Genomic DNA, 15,423 nt, shown 5'->3' with positions numbered 1-15,423 from the left:
TTCAACGCTTCGCCGAATGTACAAATGATTCGGACAACTTCCGACATAACAACCACCTCCCTGCCTAAGAAATATTCTCCAGATAATTAAGCACTTCCTCCTTCTTCCTGCTGGACACCGGTACTTGTTCATTATTTTGCATTTTTAAATATCCTTCCCTGTAATACTTTTCCACGTAGTGGAAATTAACCAGGTACGACTGGTGGCACCTCAGGAAGCCGGCGGGCAACAATAAACCCTCATAGTCCTTCAGGCCCTTCGACACAAGGATTTCGCGTTTATTCTTCAGGTAGAAGGTAGTGTATCCTTTGTCGCTCTTGCAGTACATAATATCTTCTATCGAAACAATTTCTATATATTCAATGCTTTTCAATGCAAGTCGCCTTGGTACCGTTCCTTCCTGTGCCAAATAGTGTTGCCGGGCTATTTCCAGCTGCTGCTGGTCAATAAGTTCCTGCTTCCGCTGGTGGAAACATTTTTTCAGCATTTCCGTTAAAGCGGCTTCATCTATCGGTTTCAACAGGTATCCAAAAGCCCCCATATTGAGCGCCTGTATGGCATACTGATCATAGGCCGTAAGAAAAATAACCTGGAAGCCTTCATTCCCTATTTCATGAAATAGCCGGAAGCTGTCGCCGTCTTTCAGCCGGATATCCGCTAAAATAATGTCTGGTTTCAGGGCGGGTATTTCCCTCACCGCCTGGGCCACCTCGGGTGAATTACCTATGACCTCCACAAAGGGAATACCTTGAACGACTTGTAAAAGGTGCTTCAATATGAGCGCTTCATCTTCAAGAATATAAAGCTTCATGTGCAATTATTTTCTGGTTTAGTCTTTAATTTCCGGTATTACAATACGCACAGTAACACCATGTGTTCCGTTATTGTCTTTATTTTCAATATTGAAGTTCGCTTCCTGTCCGTTGGATTTGAAAAGCGCCTCCAGTCTTTCTTTAAGGATAATTCCGGCAAGGGACCTTTTCTTTTGCGGGTTCTCCTCCTTACTGGTAAGGCCTTTGCCGTTATCATCCACCAGGATGATCACCTGGTTGTTTTCCGCGCTGAAGGATACCCTGAGCATGCCTTTGTATTGAATATTCCTGAACCCATGCTCTATGGCGTTTTCAACAAATGGTTGTACTAACATCGGAGGAATCAGTATATCTTCGGGATAAAGATCCGCTGCTACGGTTACCTGGTAATCGAAGATCCCTGCGAAACGCATCTGCTGCAGCTGAAGATAATTTTTCAGCGAGGTGACTTCTTCTTCCAGGCTGATAAAATCCCTCCTGCTTTGTTCCAGCACACTGCGCAACAGCCCTGAAAACGCTGAGAGGTAACGGACAGATTCTTTTGTATCGCCGGAAGCGACCAGGCTTTGCAGGTTGGCGATAGAATTAAAAATAAAATGCGGGTTTAGCTGTGCCTGTAGTAATTTCTGCTCGATGTTCAGGCGGCTGTTTTCCAATTGCAACATTTTATTCTTTTCTTTCAACCGGTATTGCCGGTGAATGATATAGAAGAATAAATGTATGCCGATGAATACCAGCGATGCCAATGCCAGTGTCCATCTTTGCTGACGGATCACCTTTTCGTTCAACGCATTCCGGCTGCTTAGCTCAGCGATATTCCGGTCTTTTTTCTCTGCTTCATATTTTGTCTGTATCTCCGCTACCTTAACCGCTTCTATCTGTTTAATATGATCTATTTCTACGGAAAAGGCGTAATCCGCTGTCTCCATGGCTGCTGCGTAGTCGCCTTTCTTTTTATACGCTTCAATAAGTCCCTTGTAATAATTGGGATCTTCTTTCCCATTTTCCCTCTTTTTGGCAAGGGCAATAGCCTCTTTATAGTAGTGGATCGCCGAATCCAGCTGGCTATTACGGATAAAACTGGTAGCTAAATTATTATACGCATATGCCTGCAGGTTATTGGTTTTCTTTAAATAATTAACGAAGATCCTGCTACATTCAAGGCCCTTTTCAAATTGCCCCTGGCGGGCGTATACCTGCGATAAGTTATCGTATGACCTCGCAATTGCCATGCTGTCGCCGATGCTCTTTGCAAGATCACGCGCCTGTACATTATACAGCAGCATTTTATCATAATCATCCACCCTGGAGGCCAGCATGAAAGAAATATCATAATATCGTTGCCGGATGACTGGGTGGGATTTGAAAGGATGGCTTTTATAATAGCGTTCGGTATATTCCAGTGATTCTTTTTCGTTGTGGTTCTGGTAATAGGCTTTGGCCATCAGGTCGTAAAAGCGATAGGTCAGCCTGCTATGGGCGCCTTCTGCTTTTTGCATGGCGGCAAGTATGTCGTTCATTAAAGCCCCTTCTACCATAGTGCCGTTAGCGGTGCTGTTGTCGAGGATGCTGTAGGTTTTCAACAGCTCCACTTCCACATCGCCTTTTGGTCCGGCCATCTTTTTGTACTCGGCTATTGCGCTGTCCCGTTGCCTTTCCATGTTGTAATATCTTCCCCTGAAATAATGATAAAACGGGTTTACATTGCTGTCAGGAGTATGCCGCAGCAGGCTGTCTTCCCGGTAAGTCGCACTTTTTATTCCGGCAGATGATAGTGTATCCAGGGAGATGATCAGGGACAGGTAATCTTTCCGGGGCGCTGCATGAAGGGTATTTCCCTGATCCTTCCCTGGCTTTTCTTTATCCTTGCACGAGGCAATAAAAAGCAGGGTCAAAACCGGAATAACCGCAAAGGCGGCTCTTGCATTCATCAATGATGTAAATTTAGCTGCACAAAAAAACATAAATATAAACGGTTCTTCTTTTTCTTCCCTGGTTTTATAATGATTATTCTCTAAATATATAATTAAAAATGTTCAATAACCGGCCGGGTAAATATCCAGTAGCTTTCATTCCATATCCGTAGCGCCTGACCCAATATTTGCACCTGCTTCCTTTTCAGATAAGGGATAAAGTACCTTCTATTATCTGTATTTTTACCGGAAGAAAACTAGCATCAACCATAATGGCCAGGAACGCAATTTTATTACACCAGGAGCAACTAGCGCCGGCAGGCGTTGAAATAGAGCTGATGAAAAGTTTGGACCAAACTGTACAAATCCCGCATAGGGACGACCATTATATGTTCATCATTCAACTGAAAGGGCGCTTTTTATGGGAGCTGGATTTTACGGAAGTCATCATGAAAGGACCCTCCATAAGCTTTGTTGCCCCCGGTCAGGTGCATAGATATATCAGCTATAAAAACTGCGAGGGCTGGTTAGTATTTGTGGACAGCGGGCAAATATCGACGCAGATCCGGGGAATATTCGACACCTATCTTAATGCCCGTCAGTCGGTGACGGTTCAAAAGGAAGATGCGGTTTTTAAAATAATGCCTTTGTTTGAAGATATCCTTCATCAGCCATCATTGCCACTTCAAAAAAACTTAATAAGCTCCCTGACAGCAACATTAGCGGGAATGATCGCTTCAAAAATAATACAGTCACAAAACGCCCTGAGCCTGGTTGGCGGCCAAAAGTACAATACCGTTCTCCGCTTCAAACAACTGGTCAATACAAAATGTAAAGAACTAAAACAGGTGAAGGCTTATGCGTCGCTGCTCAACATCACTCCCCTTTACCTGAACGAAATAGTAAAAGAAGTCACCGGATTCGCCGCCAGTCATTGGATTCACCAGGAAATCCTGCTGGAAGCAAAGCGCTTGCTGTTCTATTCTTCTTTAGATATAAAACAAGTCGCTTACGAATTAGGGTATGAAGACCATGCTTATTTCTCCCGCTTCTTTAAAAAGAACACAGGAATGACCGCCACGGAGTTCAGGATCAAAAACCATTAATTGTCCAATCATAGCCATTAGACGGCTATCGGCCCTTGCTTCGACGCCGTTTAATTTTGTATCCGTAAAATTTAAATTAATAATACGATACAAAATGACAGAGAAAAAACCAATAGCTACCCTGATAACCCCTATTATCATATCGGTATTCGCTATTTATCTTACTATCGGAATGACTTTGGGAATACTTCCCGGTTTTGTAAAAAACGATTTAAAATGCAGTAACCTGGTTGTTGGCCTGGTCATAGGATTGCAATCACTGGCTACCTTGCTGACAAGAGCATATTCAGGGAAAACCACGGATACAAAAGGCGCAAAAACGAGCACCCATAGCGGTATATTGCTTGTAATGTTCTCCGGTGTTTTATACAGCATAGCTGCAGCCAGCAGCCGGAACGCCGCATTAGCATTAGGACTTTTAATGATATCGCGGATTGCTCACGGCATATCGGAAAGCATGTCGGTGACGGGCGCATTAACCTGGGGAATAGGTTTGGTGGGCCTGGAAAGGTCCGGTAAGGTAATGACCTGGAATGGTATTGCCATGTATGCCGGCATTGCTATAGGAGCACCGGTGGCCATCTGGATGCAAAGGGCCTTTGGAACAGGATATGTATTTGCTGTCATCACATTGCTGCCGGTTGTTGCCAGGCTTCCCACCATCAAGCTGCCGGCTTTACCTGTAGATGCCTCACATATCAGGACACCTTTCTACAAAGTAATAAACCTGATTGGCAAACAGGGTTTGGGATTGGCATTTTCATCCATAGGATTCGCCTGCATTTCTTCCTTCATTTCCTTGCTGTTCACCGAAAAACATTGGGGCGATCCCTCCATGGCTTTCATGGCCTTCGGAGCGTGCTATGTACTTACCCGGGTATTTTTCTCTTCCTTCCCCGATAAGTATGGCGGATATAAAGTTGCGCTGGTTTCTTTAATAGTGCAGGCCGCAGGACAGCTTTTGATTGGATTTGCTTCATCAGAAGTGATGGCAATAGCGGGATGCAGCCTGACTGGCATCGGTTTTTCCCTGATATTTCCTGCATTAGGTGTGCTGGTGATCAAAAAGGTAGCACCGCAAATACGGGGAACAGCATTAGGTGCTTATGCCGCATTCTTTGATCTCTCTTTGGGACTGTCGGGCCCTATTGCCGGTATCATCGCAGGTTGGTATGATTATAAAGCCGTTTACCTGTTTGGTGCGTTCAGTTGCCTGCTGGCCATTTTCATATTGTTCTTTAACAGGAAGAATGCGCCCGGACAGGTATAGCACAGTTCTACGCCCCTTGAGGGGGCGTAGAACTTTTATTCAAACCGCAGCAGCTTTCTCATCTGGTAAAAGAATCTTTCTATCAGCCGCAGGTCCTGCGTAACTATTTCGGCGTTGCCTTTTAATTCTTTATCAAAGGGAAGGATTTTATGAAAAGATGTTTGAAGCCCTTTCGGCAAAATGACATTCACATAATAATTGCCATCTTTATCCGGTGCATTGGCGATATTTTTCACCCGGCCTTCCACCATACCAAATTCCTGGTAAGGATAGTTGTCCAGTTTCAGCAGCACTTTCTGTCCCACCTTTACCTTGCCTGAATTGGTGGCTGGCACCCGTAATCCGCCGATGAGCATATCTTTATCATCCGGCATCACGGACAACAGAATATCTCCTGTTTTCACAAACTGGTTCTTTCCCAGGAACTGCTGAAAGCCTACCACACCTGCCACAGAAGAGGTAAGCAGGTAATTCTGTTCCCAGGCGTTGAGTGATTTTCTCAGTTGCTCGAATAGCTGCCCGGTCTGCGCTGTTAAATTGATCTTATCTTTTTGCGCATTGATAGTTGCCCCGCTCCGGGTCTTTTCAATACCCAGCATACCTTCCTGCAGCTGGGATATCGCAAGGCTGATGTTTTCCAGGCTCTGTTCTGCCTGCAGAAATTTCATTTTTTCCAGGTTCATTTCCGATGCAGAAACAACCCTTTCTTTAAACAGTTCCTGGTACCGGTCGAATTCCCTTTTAGACAGCTCATACTTCGTTTGCTCGAGGCTTTTTTGCTGCTGCAGCGTACGTATCCTGCTGCGTGACTCCGCCAGGCTTTTGTTGGCTGCTGCATAGTCCGGGGAATATGGCTGCAAAGTGGTATAAAGTTGTGCGTCGGTCAACGCGCGGGCAAAGGCGTTGTAGTCCGCCTGGATCTCTCCCAGTTTGAACCCCGCTACTTCACCAAGTGGGAAGTGCTCCACGCCCCTGTTACCCAGCGAATCAACGATAGCCCTCAACCGGATCACGTCCTTGTAGTCGGCAGTGGATTGCAGCACCATCAGTATCTGCCCACGGGAAACCGGCTGATGGTCGGTCACAAATATTTCCTCCACTTTGGTATTGATCCTGGCTTCCAGCTTCTCCGGCGGATTCCGGGAGGAAATGATGACGGCAGAAGGAACAAATTCCGGGTACTTTATCACGCAGCTCATCACTAAAATGAGCAGCAGTATAAAAAATATAGTGGTATTCCCCCAGCGGACCATCCAATGTGGTGGCTGTGTAAGAATGTCCTGCACCCCTTCTGAGTGCAGCTGAATAGTGTCTAAGATATCTTTTTTAGTTTCCAAGTTCCAGTTGATTTTTTACGAGCCGGTAATACTCTTTCCGGAGCGATACCAGTTCATCATGACTTCCTTCTTCCACTACTTTTCCTTTATCCAGTACAATGATTTTGTCGGCATTTTTCACGGTCGACAACCGGTGCGCGATGATCACCGCCGTTTTCCCTTTCAGGAACTGTTCCAGGTTGCCCATGATCGCTTTTTCTGTATTGGCATCCAGTGCACTGGTGGCTTCATCAAAAAATATATATTCCGGCGATTTGTAAACGGCCCTGGCTATAAAGAGCCGCTGCTTCTGCCCGCCGCTGATGCCAATGCCTTCATTACCGATCTTCGAATTGTAACTTAATGGCAGGCTTTCCACAAAATCCCGGATACATGCTACATCCACGGCCTTCCGCAGCTGTTGCCGGTTAATGTCATCTATTCCTATGGCAATATTTTTTGCGATGGTATCATTGAATACATACCCTTCCTGCATGACCACGCCACATTGATCGCGCCAGTACCGCGCAGAAATATGCTGCAGCTGTACATTCCCGATTTTAATTTCACCCTCGCCCGGTTCGTAGAACTTCATCAGCAGTTTCAGCAGGGTTGTTTTACCGCTGCCGCTGGCGCCTACAATGGCAGTGGTTTTGCGGTATGGTATACGCAGGCTCAGGTGCTCGAACACCGGCGCACCGGCACCTACATACCGGAAAGACACATTATTCAATGCAATATCCTGCTCCGGTATTTCTATCATCGTTTGTACATCAGTACGTTCTTCATCCTCCTTATCGTGGATCTCTCCCAGCCTTTCCAACGATATTTTTGCGTCCTGCATTTGTTTGACAAAGTCCATCAGCTGCATCAGCGGGCCATTCAGCTGGCCAATGATGTATTGCACCGCCAACATCATTCCCAGGGTAAGGTTACCATCGAGTACCAGTTTTGCCGCAAGAAAACTGACAAAGATGTCTTTCATCTGGTTGATAAAATTGGAGCCCACCGTTTGCCACTGTTCCAGCGACAATGACCTGATCTGTATTTTAAACAGTTTTACCTGCATAAATTCCCAACCCCAGCGCATCTGCCGCTCCGCATTATGCATCTTGATTTCCTGCATACCATTCACCAGTTCAATCACTTTACTCTGCTCCTGTGATACCTGCGAGAAACGTTTATAATCCAGCTCCTTTCTCTTCCTGAGAAAAAAAGATATCCATCCTACTGATAAGATGGCTCCCAACAGGTAGATCAGGAATAAGCGGTAATCATACAGCAGCAGCACCACGCTGAAAATAACCAGGTTCACCAGCGAGAACAGGGTATTTAGCGAAGAATTGGTTAGCAGTTGTTCTATCCGGTGGTGATCATTGATACGCTGCATAATATCGCCGGTCATACGGGTATCAAAATAGCTGATAGGCAGTTTCATCAGTTTTATGAAGAAGTCGGACACAATGGAAATATTAATCCGGCTGGAGAGATGTAACAAGATCCAACCCCGGATTACTTCTATTCCCATTCTCCCGATAAACAACATTACCTGTGCCAGTAATACCAGGTAAATAAAGTTCAGGTCGTGGTTCTGGATGCCTATGTCTACAATGCTTTGCGTAAGAAAGGGGAAGATAAGCGATAGCAGGCTGCCTGCAAAGAGACCTATTGCCAGCTGAGCGATCAGCTTTTTGTACCTGAAGAAATAACCGAAGAGGAAAGAGAAATCCTTCCTGCTCCGCGGTGTTGCTGCATCTGCTTCATAAAATGCGGGACCAGGATCCAGCAGCAGGGCAATTCCTTCCTCGTCGCGTTCCTGCTTTCCTTTCCCTATCCAGCCATCTATAAACTCCTGTTGGGTATACTTTATCAGTCCGTAAGCAGGATCGGAAACATACACGAATGTATCCGGTCCTGATTTTTTTATTTTGTAAACAACAATAAAGTGCTGTTGCCCCCAATGGCAAATGCACGGGAGCGGCACCTCTTCCAACAGGGTAATAAAATCTATCTTTACTGCCAGCGACTTAAAGCCCAGCCCCTCCGCTGCGGCAGACAATCCCAGCAAAGAACTTCCCTCCCGCGTGGTTTCCGCCAGCGACCGGATGGTCTGAATATCGGTCAGCCGGCCGTAATGCTTGCTGATGATCTTTATACAGGTAGGGCCGCAATCCTTCCTGTCCGGCTGCATATAAAAAGGGAATGCTTTCAGTTTCATATTAGTTTATTGTCTCTCCCAGCCCATACCAGGCAATGGCAGCATGCTTCAACGGATTCTCCGTCCAGTCCTCCCAGGTGTTGCTGTACGGATCGTACCCGCATTTAAGCGGCCTGGAATAAATATCCTGTGGATCTTCCACGTAAGCCCGGCAATCGGTGCATACATGCCTGAATTCACAATCTTTACAAACCGCTATTTCATCTTTACGGATTTTTCCATACCGGTGAAATGCCTGATTGTCCAATACTTCCGGCAGCGGTGTGTTTGTTATATGCCCGAAGTTATCCGGCAGTGAAGGACAATTCCTGATATATCCGTTCAGATCTATGCTCAGTTTTCTGTTCAGGCAGGTATTATGATGCTGGCTTTCGGTGAACAGTTCCATGTTTGAAATGAAATAGGTGGAACGTATTTCCCCGCAGGCCAGGCAGGAATTGATATGATTGCTGAAGAATATCACGGGCACCGAACCATCGAATATTTTCTCCGGCTTATCAACCGGTGCGGAATGTATCAGCAGCGACTTCACGCGCGGGTATTTTTTTACCAGCTTGTCCAGCGTTGGCAGGTCCAGCGTATCGTCATACGGCAGCACCAGTTTAATGAACTTCAGCGTTGTACCGTTGAACACTTCCAGTAATTCGCGGAGCTTGCCCAGCTCCGTTTTACGGTAACACCTGATCTCCAGTGCCTGTACATGCAGGTCGAACAGTTCGCGAAAAAAAGAGCCGGCGTAGTCGATATCTTCATTATACTCAATAATTACATTGGTAATTGCTGAATACCTGTCCCAGCTGAGGTCCAGTGGTACCAGTTCCGGCAGCAGCCGGTCGTCCGTAAATCCCAGTTCTTTGCTCAGCACAAAATTTATGTAACCCATAATGGTTTTACGGTTATCTTCCCCGTAATGGGCGATGCACTCGTCGATGGAATGTTGTTGCAGGAAGATGAACACATCTGCGGTATCGTTCGGGATATGATAAAACCTGCGCATTTGCAGATCGCAGAGCAGCGACATACGGGCTCCCTTCACGAGCCGGCAGTTTGCGTATAGATTTAAATATTCCATTATCAGAATTTGGAGATCACTTTATAAAAATTGAAAAGCTCAAATCCTCCGGAATTTATTTTCGGGGCCTTTTCAAATTTGAGGATGGGATAGGTTTGCTGCTGGTTATCCTTGTCCAGGAAATACAGCGACAGCGGCAATCCCTTCTTCTCTTTCAGTTTACTGGTGAATTTCTTTTTCATGAGCGCTATTTTTATGCAGCAATAATGCTAACTTTTTTTCCAGGTAATAGTTGCAGGGGTAAGACACCATGCCGAACTGGCCTTCAGGGTTAATTTCGAGGAAGTGGTAGTTTCCCTGCATGTCTGCCATCAGGTCAATAGAACCTGTGCGGAAGTGCAGTGCTTTCATCAGCTGATCCAGCTTAAGTTCCAGATCCGCCGGTAGTTTGTAGGGCACTGTCCTGTTTGGCCGCTGGTTATCGTAGTTCCGGAAATCATCTTTTGTTTTCCGGTTGTTTTGCGAAAAAATAGCCATCGAATGGCATTCGCCATCCAGGTAAAACGTGCGTATCTCAAACTTCTTGATAATTTTTTCCTGTACCAGTGAAGGAAAAAACTTTTCAGGAACCAGGTGAAGATTGGCTTTGTTGATGGTTTTGGTGAGCATCTTGTACTTTTCGCCATCAGCGTCTTCTACAAAAATACATTCGCTGACAGGCTTTACGATTAGCTCGTTGCACTTATCCAGCAAATGTATAATTGCAGCTTTGGTGGTCACCACTTCCGTAAAAGGGATGTTAATCCCGCATTGACGGGCAAGGCTCAATACGTGCAGTTTATTCAGGTTATCTTCAGAGATGGGGTCATTGAGCCACTTATGGCGGTCAATGGTAAAAAACAAGAGGGAATGAAGGCCGTTGAATTCATCTACCAGGAATCGTTTCAGGGTGTACTCCGTATTAAAGTCTGCTTGTTTAAGACGGTATTTTACAGGAAAGCTGCTGATCTTTCTCCGGTACCAGACAGCAGCCATTTCATTGTTGCCTGGCAGATCATCCAGGTTTTGAATATCGAAGAAGTCCTCCCCGTTAACCCGCAGGTAGGGTATCCGCAAATGGTCCATCCACTGGCAAACATGATCCGTGGTGCCTTCCAGGTGCGATTGACTTAATATAAGGATCTGTTGAGACATGGTGTACAGTTGATTACTGGTAGTAAGAACTGCCGGCAATCACCGGCAGTTCTGTAGTTTCCGGACATAACAATGGCGGAAGGAGATGTTTATTACTAGTCGCGTTTGTGGTCGCAGATGTAAACATCCGGTCCTGAATAATGGGTAGGCGAGTGAATGGTGGTACCTGCGCCATCGCCGGAATCAGCCAGCTCGCTCACGAGGGCGAGTTTTCCGCCCTTAATCGTTTCCAGGGATTCAATTTTCTTTGCATTCAGTTTTTTCAACTTTTCCATAGTTTTTAATTTTTAGAGTTTTACGTTTGGGGTTACTTGTTAGGATCATTCCGGGTATCAGTTACATAGTGCTGACCGTTCCACGAAGCATGGTTTTCCGTGGTTCTTTCCTGATCTTCGAGGAAGAATTCAAGGGCGAGTGCTCTACCGCCTTTCACCGTTTCCGGAGATGCTACCTTTTTGGTAACCAATTTTTCTAACTGTTTCATGTTATTAGATTTTAAATATGCCTTAAAATTAGGCCGCAGGGGTAATTCCGCCGAGGGCAAAGGCATATTTGACTGGTTACAATCCATATTCGTAGTATTTGGGGGAATAATTGCAGCGTTGGCCAGGCAGATACCGGATTCAAGTTGGTACCCTGTCTTGATTTTCTTAATTTTGTGAGATGAAAAAAGGCCAGGCACGTTCGGTATCCGCATTCAATAACGATCTCAAACTAAAAGGCTTCAATGCCTTCCAGATTGAGAATGATAGTCATGCTACCCGCTTTTACAGCCGGAAGGATTTTTATAAGATTTGCCTGACCACGGGCAAAAGCATTATTCATTATGCCGACCGGAGCTTCCATGCGGAAGGTACGGTGCTGTTCTTTGGCAATCCGCATATTCCCTATTCCTGGGAAACCCTGTCGACCACCTACGTAGGCTATACCTGCTTATTTTCAGAAGAATTCCTGAATGTTTCAGAACGCGCGGATATCCTGCAGCAGTCGCCATTTTTCAAGATAGGTGGCACCCCTATCCTGACCATCACCGATGCGCAGCGGATTTTTCTCAATACCATTTTCCAGAAGATGATCGAGGAACAGCAGAGCAGTTATATTTTTAAAGATGACCTGATCCGTAATTATATCAACCTGATCGCGCATGAAGCCATGAAAATGCAGCCTTCTGAAAACTTTGATCAGCATAAGAACGCCGCCAGCCGGATCACCGCTGTTTTCCTTGAGTTATTGGAACGACAGTTCCCCATTGAAAGCCCGGATAAGCCGCTTCAATTGAAAACGGCACAGGATTACGCGCAAAATCTCGCCCTGCACGTTAATTACCTCAACCGGGCGGTAAAAACAGTTACTGGTAAGCCCACCACTGCGCATATTGCCGAACGGATTATCAGCGAGGCGAAGGCGCTGCTACAGCATACCGACTGGAACATTGCTGATATTGCCTATGCATTGGGCTTCGAATATCCCAGCTATTTTAATAATTACTTTAAACGGATGACCGGCACCAACCCAACCTCATTGCGCAGCCTGGAAGTTTGAATTTCTTAATTATTGGTTTGATAGTCATAAACAGCAAAGGGAAGGGCCATCCTACCTTTGCGTAATGAAAGATATTTTCGAGAGACTAAAAGCCGGGGAGCTCGTCGCGCTGAACGACCCGGAATTTTTCAAAGTGGATGCAGTGGTTAACCGTACACTGGCCCTGTCGCCGGCGCTCAATGCTGCTACCAGTGTAGAAGAGATAAGAGCCAGGCTCAGCGAAATTATTGGTACTGCGCTGGATGAAAGCACCGCCATATTCGCACCCTTCTATACCAATTTCGGCCGCTTTATCAAAATTGGCAAAAATGTGTTTATAAATCATGCCTGTTCCTTCCTGGACATGGGCGGCATCACCCTGGAAGACCATGTACTCATCGGGCCAAAAGTGAACCTCATTACGGAAAACCACCCGCTCAACCCGGCAGACCGGCGGAGCATGTTGTGTAAACCCATTTTGATAAAAAGGAACGCCTGGATCGGCGCGGGCGCTACCATTCTGCCCGGTGTTACCATCGGCGAAAATGCAGTAGTGGCGGCAGGTGCGGTAGTCAGCAGGGATGTTCCGGACAACACGGTGGCAGGCGGGATACCGGCCAGGTTGATCAAAACAATTTCTTAATAAGGCATATCCATCTTCTTTACGAAAATCTGAAGCAGTCATTAATTTCAAATAAAAATTATGAGTACCACATCAGTAAAAGCATATGGCACACCGGCGGCGGAAGCGCCTTTGAACATGCTTGACATCAGGCGAAGAACAGCTACTCCGCACGACGTGGAGATCGATATTCTTTATTGCGGGGTTTGCCACTCCGATCTGCACACGGCGCGTAATGAATGGCATTTCACCGTGTATCCCTGTGTTCCGGGTCATGAGATCGTAGGCAGGATTGTTCGTATAGGCGATCATGTGACCAAATTCAAGGTGGGAGATGTAGTGGGTGTAGGTTGCCTGGTAGACTCCTGCCGGGAATGCCAGTACTGCCAGGAAGGCCTGGAACAGTTCTGTGAGCCGGGTCCCACCCAAACCTATAATTCGCCCGATAAATACCTGGATACGCCTACCTTTGGCGGTTACTCAGAAAGCGTTGTGGTAGATGAGAACTATGTATTGCGCATACCAGAAAACCTTGACCTGGCCGCAACAGCGCCATTACTATGCGCCGGCATTACCACCTATTCTCCCCTGCGTCACTGGAACATAGGCCCCGGGAAAAAAGTGGGTATTGTAGGTATCGGTGGATTGGGTCATATGGGCATAAAGATCGCCAAAGCCATGGGAGCGCATGTGGTAGCCTTTACCACTTCCGCATCAAAGTTCGCAGAGGCCAAACGGTTGGGCGCCGACGAAGTAGTGCTGTCCAAAGATGAAGAGCAGATGGCCGCCTTCAGGGGCAAACTGCACTTTATCCTGGACGCCGTATCTGCGGAGCATGATATCAATGCTTACCTGAACCTGCTGCGGGTAGACGGTTCGCTGGCATTAGTAGGTGCCCCTGAGCATCCGCTGCCGGTTGCCGCCTTCAGTGTGATCATGGGCCGCAAAAGTTTTTCCGGTTCAATGATCGGCGGCATTGCTGAAACGCAGGAAATGTTGGACTTTTGTGGAGCGCATAATATTACCGCGGATATCGAAATGATCAATATCCAACAAATCAACGAAGCCTATGAACGTTTGCTGAAAGGTGACGTGAAATACCGCTTTGTGATCGACATGAACTCTTTGAAAAATGCCTAGTGATGGAAATAACAAGAATAGGGTCCAAACCCTCTGCCAAAGGACCAGCCGACTGGTTCACCGGGGCTGTACGCGTTGATCCTTTATTTGACGCGAACAATGCCCGCCGGGCCGCCGCGGCTACAGTCACTTTTGAACCGGGTGCAAGAACGGCCTGGCATACGCACCCCCTGGGTCAGACCATCATCATTACAGCCGGCCTTGGCTGGGTGCAGCGTGAGGGCGGACCAGTGGAAGAAGTACGCCCGGGCGATGTGGTATGGTTTGAACCTGGCGAGAAACACTGGCATGGCGCTTCGGCTTCCAATGGTATGACCCATATAGCCATACAGGAAAACCTGGACGGTAAAGTGGTAGACTGGCTGGAACATGTAACGGACGGGGAATATAAGCGACCCTGATTTCCGTTAGTTACATACCATAAGGGTACCTTTATGGTATGTAACTAACGTTACCGGCTATGCGAACAATATTTCTCTTTAAAAAAGCGGTACCGGCAGCCTATAGCTGTACAAATTTTGGCGTATGGCCGGTAGAAGGAATAAAGTCGTTTATCACCCAGGCTGTACCCAGTTTGAGGTAACTGGTGGTAGTGCCATCGCTGCAGCCGTACCACTCTTCTGCCAGTATATCATTATCGATCACCACCTGTACATCCATTTTCTCATCCAGCATCAGCCCGAATATGGTGGTTGCACCTATATCTGTTCCCAGCATTGATTTCAGTAATTCAACAGGCGCAAAGGACAGGCGGGAAATCCCTAATGCTGCGCTCAGGTCCTTTGTTTTAAAAGGCTTCCCGGCGGTAGTTACCACCAGGTAGAAACTTGTTTGCTGCCGGTTACAGAGAAAAAGCGTTTTTACCGTTTTCATATTCAGCCGCTCATCTATCCTGACACAGTCTTCCATCGTAATAGCAGGATCATTGTCTACCCGCTCATACTTCACCCCTCTCTCCTCCAACATTTCATATACCATTTGCTGTAACGGTGTTTTGAACACCGGTGGCCTGGTTTGTTTTACCTCACTGACAAAAAACATATCAATACTCATTATCATTTCTTTCCAAAGAAAAATCACTGGTGGTCAAAGATAACCGATAGGCGCTAAAAAATAATGGCCTCCTGGCTGCCTCCTTACGGATTCCTTTGTACCGTTCATGAGCAGCAGGAAAAAGTAGGTGGTGCTTTCAAAATGTCGTTCCAGAATTTCACTACGGGCAACAGCCATTCATTCGGTGGAACATACCTGGAACTCAGGCAGCGGGCAATATACTTTCAGGGACCACCGGGTATATAA

Annotated in this window: 17 protein-coding genes; 7 read left to right on the top strand and 10 right to left on the bottom strand. The window is 46.4% G+C overall.

Going from position 1 to position 15,423, the window contains the following annotated elements; translation table 11 throughout:
• Window positions 1–64 precede the first annotated feature (64 nt).
• Together AB6805_RS17015 and AB6805_RS17010 are read right to left on the bottom strand one after the other, a co-directional pair.
• Window positions 65–811, bottom strand: a complete 747-nt coding sequence (locus AB6805_RS17015) for a LytR/AlgR family response regulator transcription factor (protein WP_370910638.1) — start codon at window positions 809–811, stop codon at window positions 65–67.
• An 18-nt stretch (window positions 812–829) separates the two neighbouring features.
• On the bottom strand, window positions 830–2,743 hold the full coding sequence (locus tag AB6805_RS17010; RefSeq protein ID WP_370910637.1) for a histidine kinase: 1,914 nt from the start codon (window positions 2,741–2,743) through the stop codon (window positions 830–832).
• A gap of 254 nt (window positions 2,744–2,997) precedes the next feature.
• On the opposite strand from AB6805_RS17010, the gene AB6805_RS17005 reads away from it, so the two are divergent.
• Both AB6805_RS17005 and AB6805_RS17000 read left to right on the top strand, forming a co-directional pair.
• Window positions 2,998–3,831 (top strand): helix-turn-helix domain-containing protein, encoded by an 834-nt coding sequence (locus AB6805_RS17005; protein ID WP_370910636.1) that lies wholly within the window; start codon window positions 2,998–3,000, stop codon window positions 3,829–3,831.
• Window positions 3,832–3,925: 94 nt separating this feature from the next.
• Window positions 3,926–5,101: an MFS transporter gene (locus AB6805_RS17000; RefSeq protein ID WP_370910635.1), complete on the top strand. Its 1,176-nt coding sequence runs from the start codon at window positions 3,926–3,928 to the stop codon at window positions 5,099–5,101.
• A 35-nt stretch (window positions 5,102–5,136) separates the two neighbouring features.
• Here the strand turns inward: AB6805_RS17000 and AB6805_RS16995 are convergent, their stop codons facing one another.
• The 7 genes from AB6805_RS16995 to AB6805_RS16965 form a co-directional block, all read right to left on the bottom strand.
• Window positions 5,137–6,438 carry an HlyD family secretion protein gene (locus AB6805_RS16995; protein ID WP_370910634.1) on the bottom strand — a complete coding sequence of 434 codons (1,302 nt, stop codon included), beginning with the start codon at window positions 6,436–6,438 and terminating at the stop codon, window positions 5,137–5,139.
• Window positions 6,428–8,635, bottom strand: coding sequence for a peptidase domain-containing ABC transporter (locus AB6805_RS16990; protein WP_370910633.1), 2,208 nt, complete (start codon window positions 8,633–8,635; stop codon window positions 6,428–6,430). Before AB6805_RS16990 ends, AB6805_RS16995 begins: the two co-directional genes overlap by 11 nt.
• A gap of 1 nt (window position 8,636) precedes the next feature.
• Window positions 8,637–9,707 carry a grasp-with-spasm system SPASM domain peptide maturase gene (gene gwsS, locus AB6805_RS16985; RefSeq protein ID WP_370910632.1) on the bottom strand — a complete coding sequence of 357 codons (1,071 nt, stop codon included), beginning with the start codon at window positions 9,705–9,707 and terminating at the stop codon, window positions 8,637–8,639.
• Window positions 9,708–9,709: 2 nt separating this feature from the next.
• Window positions 9,710–9,889 carry a hypothetical protein gene (locus AB6805_RS16980; RefSeq protein WP_370910631.1) on the bottom strand — a complete coding sequence of 60 codons (180 nt, stop codon included), beginning with the start codon at window positions 9,887–9,889 and terminating at the stop codon, window positions 9,710–9,712.
• Window positions 9,867–10,841, bottom strand: a complete 975-nt coding sequence (gene gwsG, locus AB6805_RS16975) for a grasp-with-spasm system ATP-grasp peptide maturase (protein WP_370910630.1) — start codon at window positions 10,839–10,841, stop codon at window positions 9,867–9,869. The genes AB6805_RS16980 and gwsG overlap by 23 nt, the downstream gene beginning before the upstream one ends.
• 95 nt (window positions 10,842–10,936) lie before the next feature.
• Window positions 10,937–11,116 (bottom strand): hypothetical protein, encoded by a 180-nt coding sequence (locus AB6805_RS16970; RefSeq protein WP_370910629.1) that lies wholly within the window; start codon window positions 11,114–11,116, stop codon window positions 10,937–10,939.
• Between the two features lie 32 nt (window positions 11,117–11,148).
• Complete coding sequence (locus AB6805_RS16965; RefSeq protein WP_370910628.1) at window positions 11,149–11,325, bottom strand: hypothetical protein; 177 nt, start codon at window positions 11,323–11,325, stop codon at window positions 11,149–11,151.
• A 179-nt stretch (window positions 11,326–11,504) separates the two neighbouring features.
• Here AB6805_RS16965 and AB6805_RS16960 point away from each other — a divergent pair, with 179 nt between their 5' ends.
• The 4 genes from AB6805_RS16960 (at window position 11,505) to AB6805_RS16945 (ending at window position 14,525) form a co-directional block, all read left to right on the top strand.
• Window positions 11,505–12,383 (top strand): helix-turn-helix domain-containing protein, encoded by an 879-nt coding sequence (locus tag AB6805_RS16960; RefSeq protein WP_370910627.1) that lies wholly within the window; start codon window positions 11,505–11,507, stop codon window positions 12,381–12,383.
• Between the two features lie 64 nt (window positions 12,384–12,447).
• On the top strand, window positions 12,448–13,005 hold the full coding sequence (locus AB6805_RS16955) for a DapH/DapD/GlmU-related protein (RefSeq protein WP_370910626.1): 558 nt from the start codon (window positions 12,448–12,450) through the stop codon (window positions 13,003–13,005).
• Window positions 13,006–13,065: 60 nt separating this feature from the next.
• Window positions 13,066–14,124, top strand: coding sequence for an NAD(P)-dependent alcohol dehydrogenase (locus AB6805_RS16950; RefSeq protein WP_370910625.1), 1,059 nt, complete (start codon window positions 13,066–13,068; stop codon window positions 14,122–14,124).
• Between the two features lie 2 nt (window positions 14,125–14,126).
• Entirely contained in the window at window positions 14,127–14,525 is a 399-nt protein-coding gene (locus AB6805_RS16945) for a cupin domain-containing protein (protein WP_370910624.1), read from the top strand.
• Between the two features lie 100 nt (window positions 14,526–14,625).
• Here the strand turns inward: AB6805_RS16945 and AB6805_RS16940 are convergent, their stop codons facing one another.
• Entirely contained in the window at window positions 14,626–15,165 is a 540-nt protein-coding gene (locus tag AB6805_RS16940) for a prolyl-tRNA synthetase associated domain-containing protein (RefSeq protein WP_370910623.1), read from the bottom strand.
• A gap of 75 nt (window positions 15,166–15,240) precedes the next feature.
• On the opposite strand from AB6805_RS16940, the gene AB6805_RS16935 reads away from it, so the two are divergent.
• A complete protein-coding gene (locus tag AB6805_RS16935; protein WP_370910622.1) occupies window positions 15,241–15,423 on the top strand; it encodes a hypothetical protein in 183 nt (60 codons plus the stop codon).

It is taken from the genome of Chitinophaga sp. RCC_12, from assembly GCF_041360695.1.
Classification (GTDB): Bacteria; Bacteroidota; Bacteroidia; order Chitinophagales; family Chitinophagaceae; genus Chitinophaga.
The sequence above is the reverse complement of the archived record's forward strand: the minus strand, read 5'-3'. Positions and strand labels throughout refer to the sequence as shown.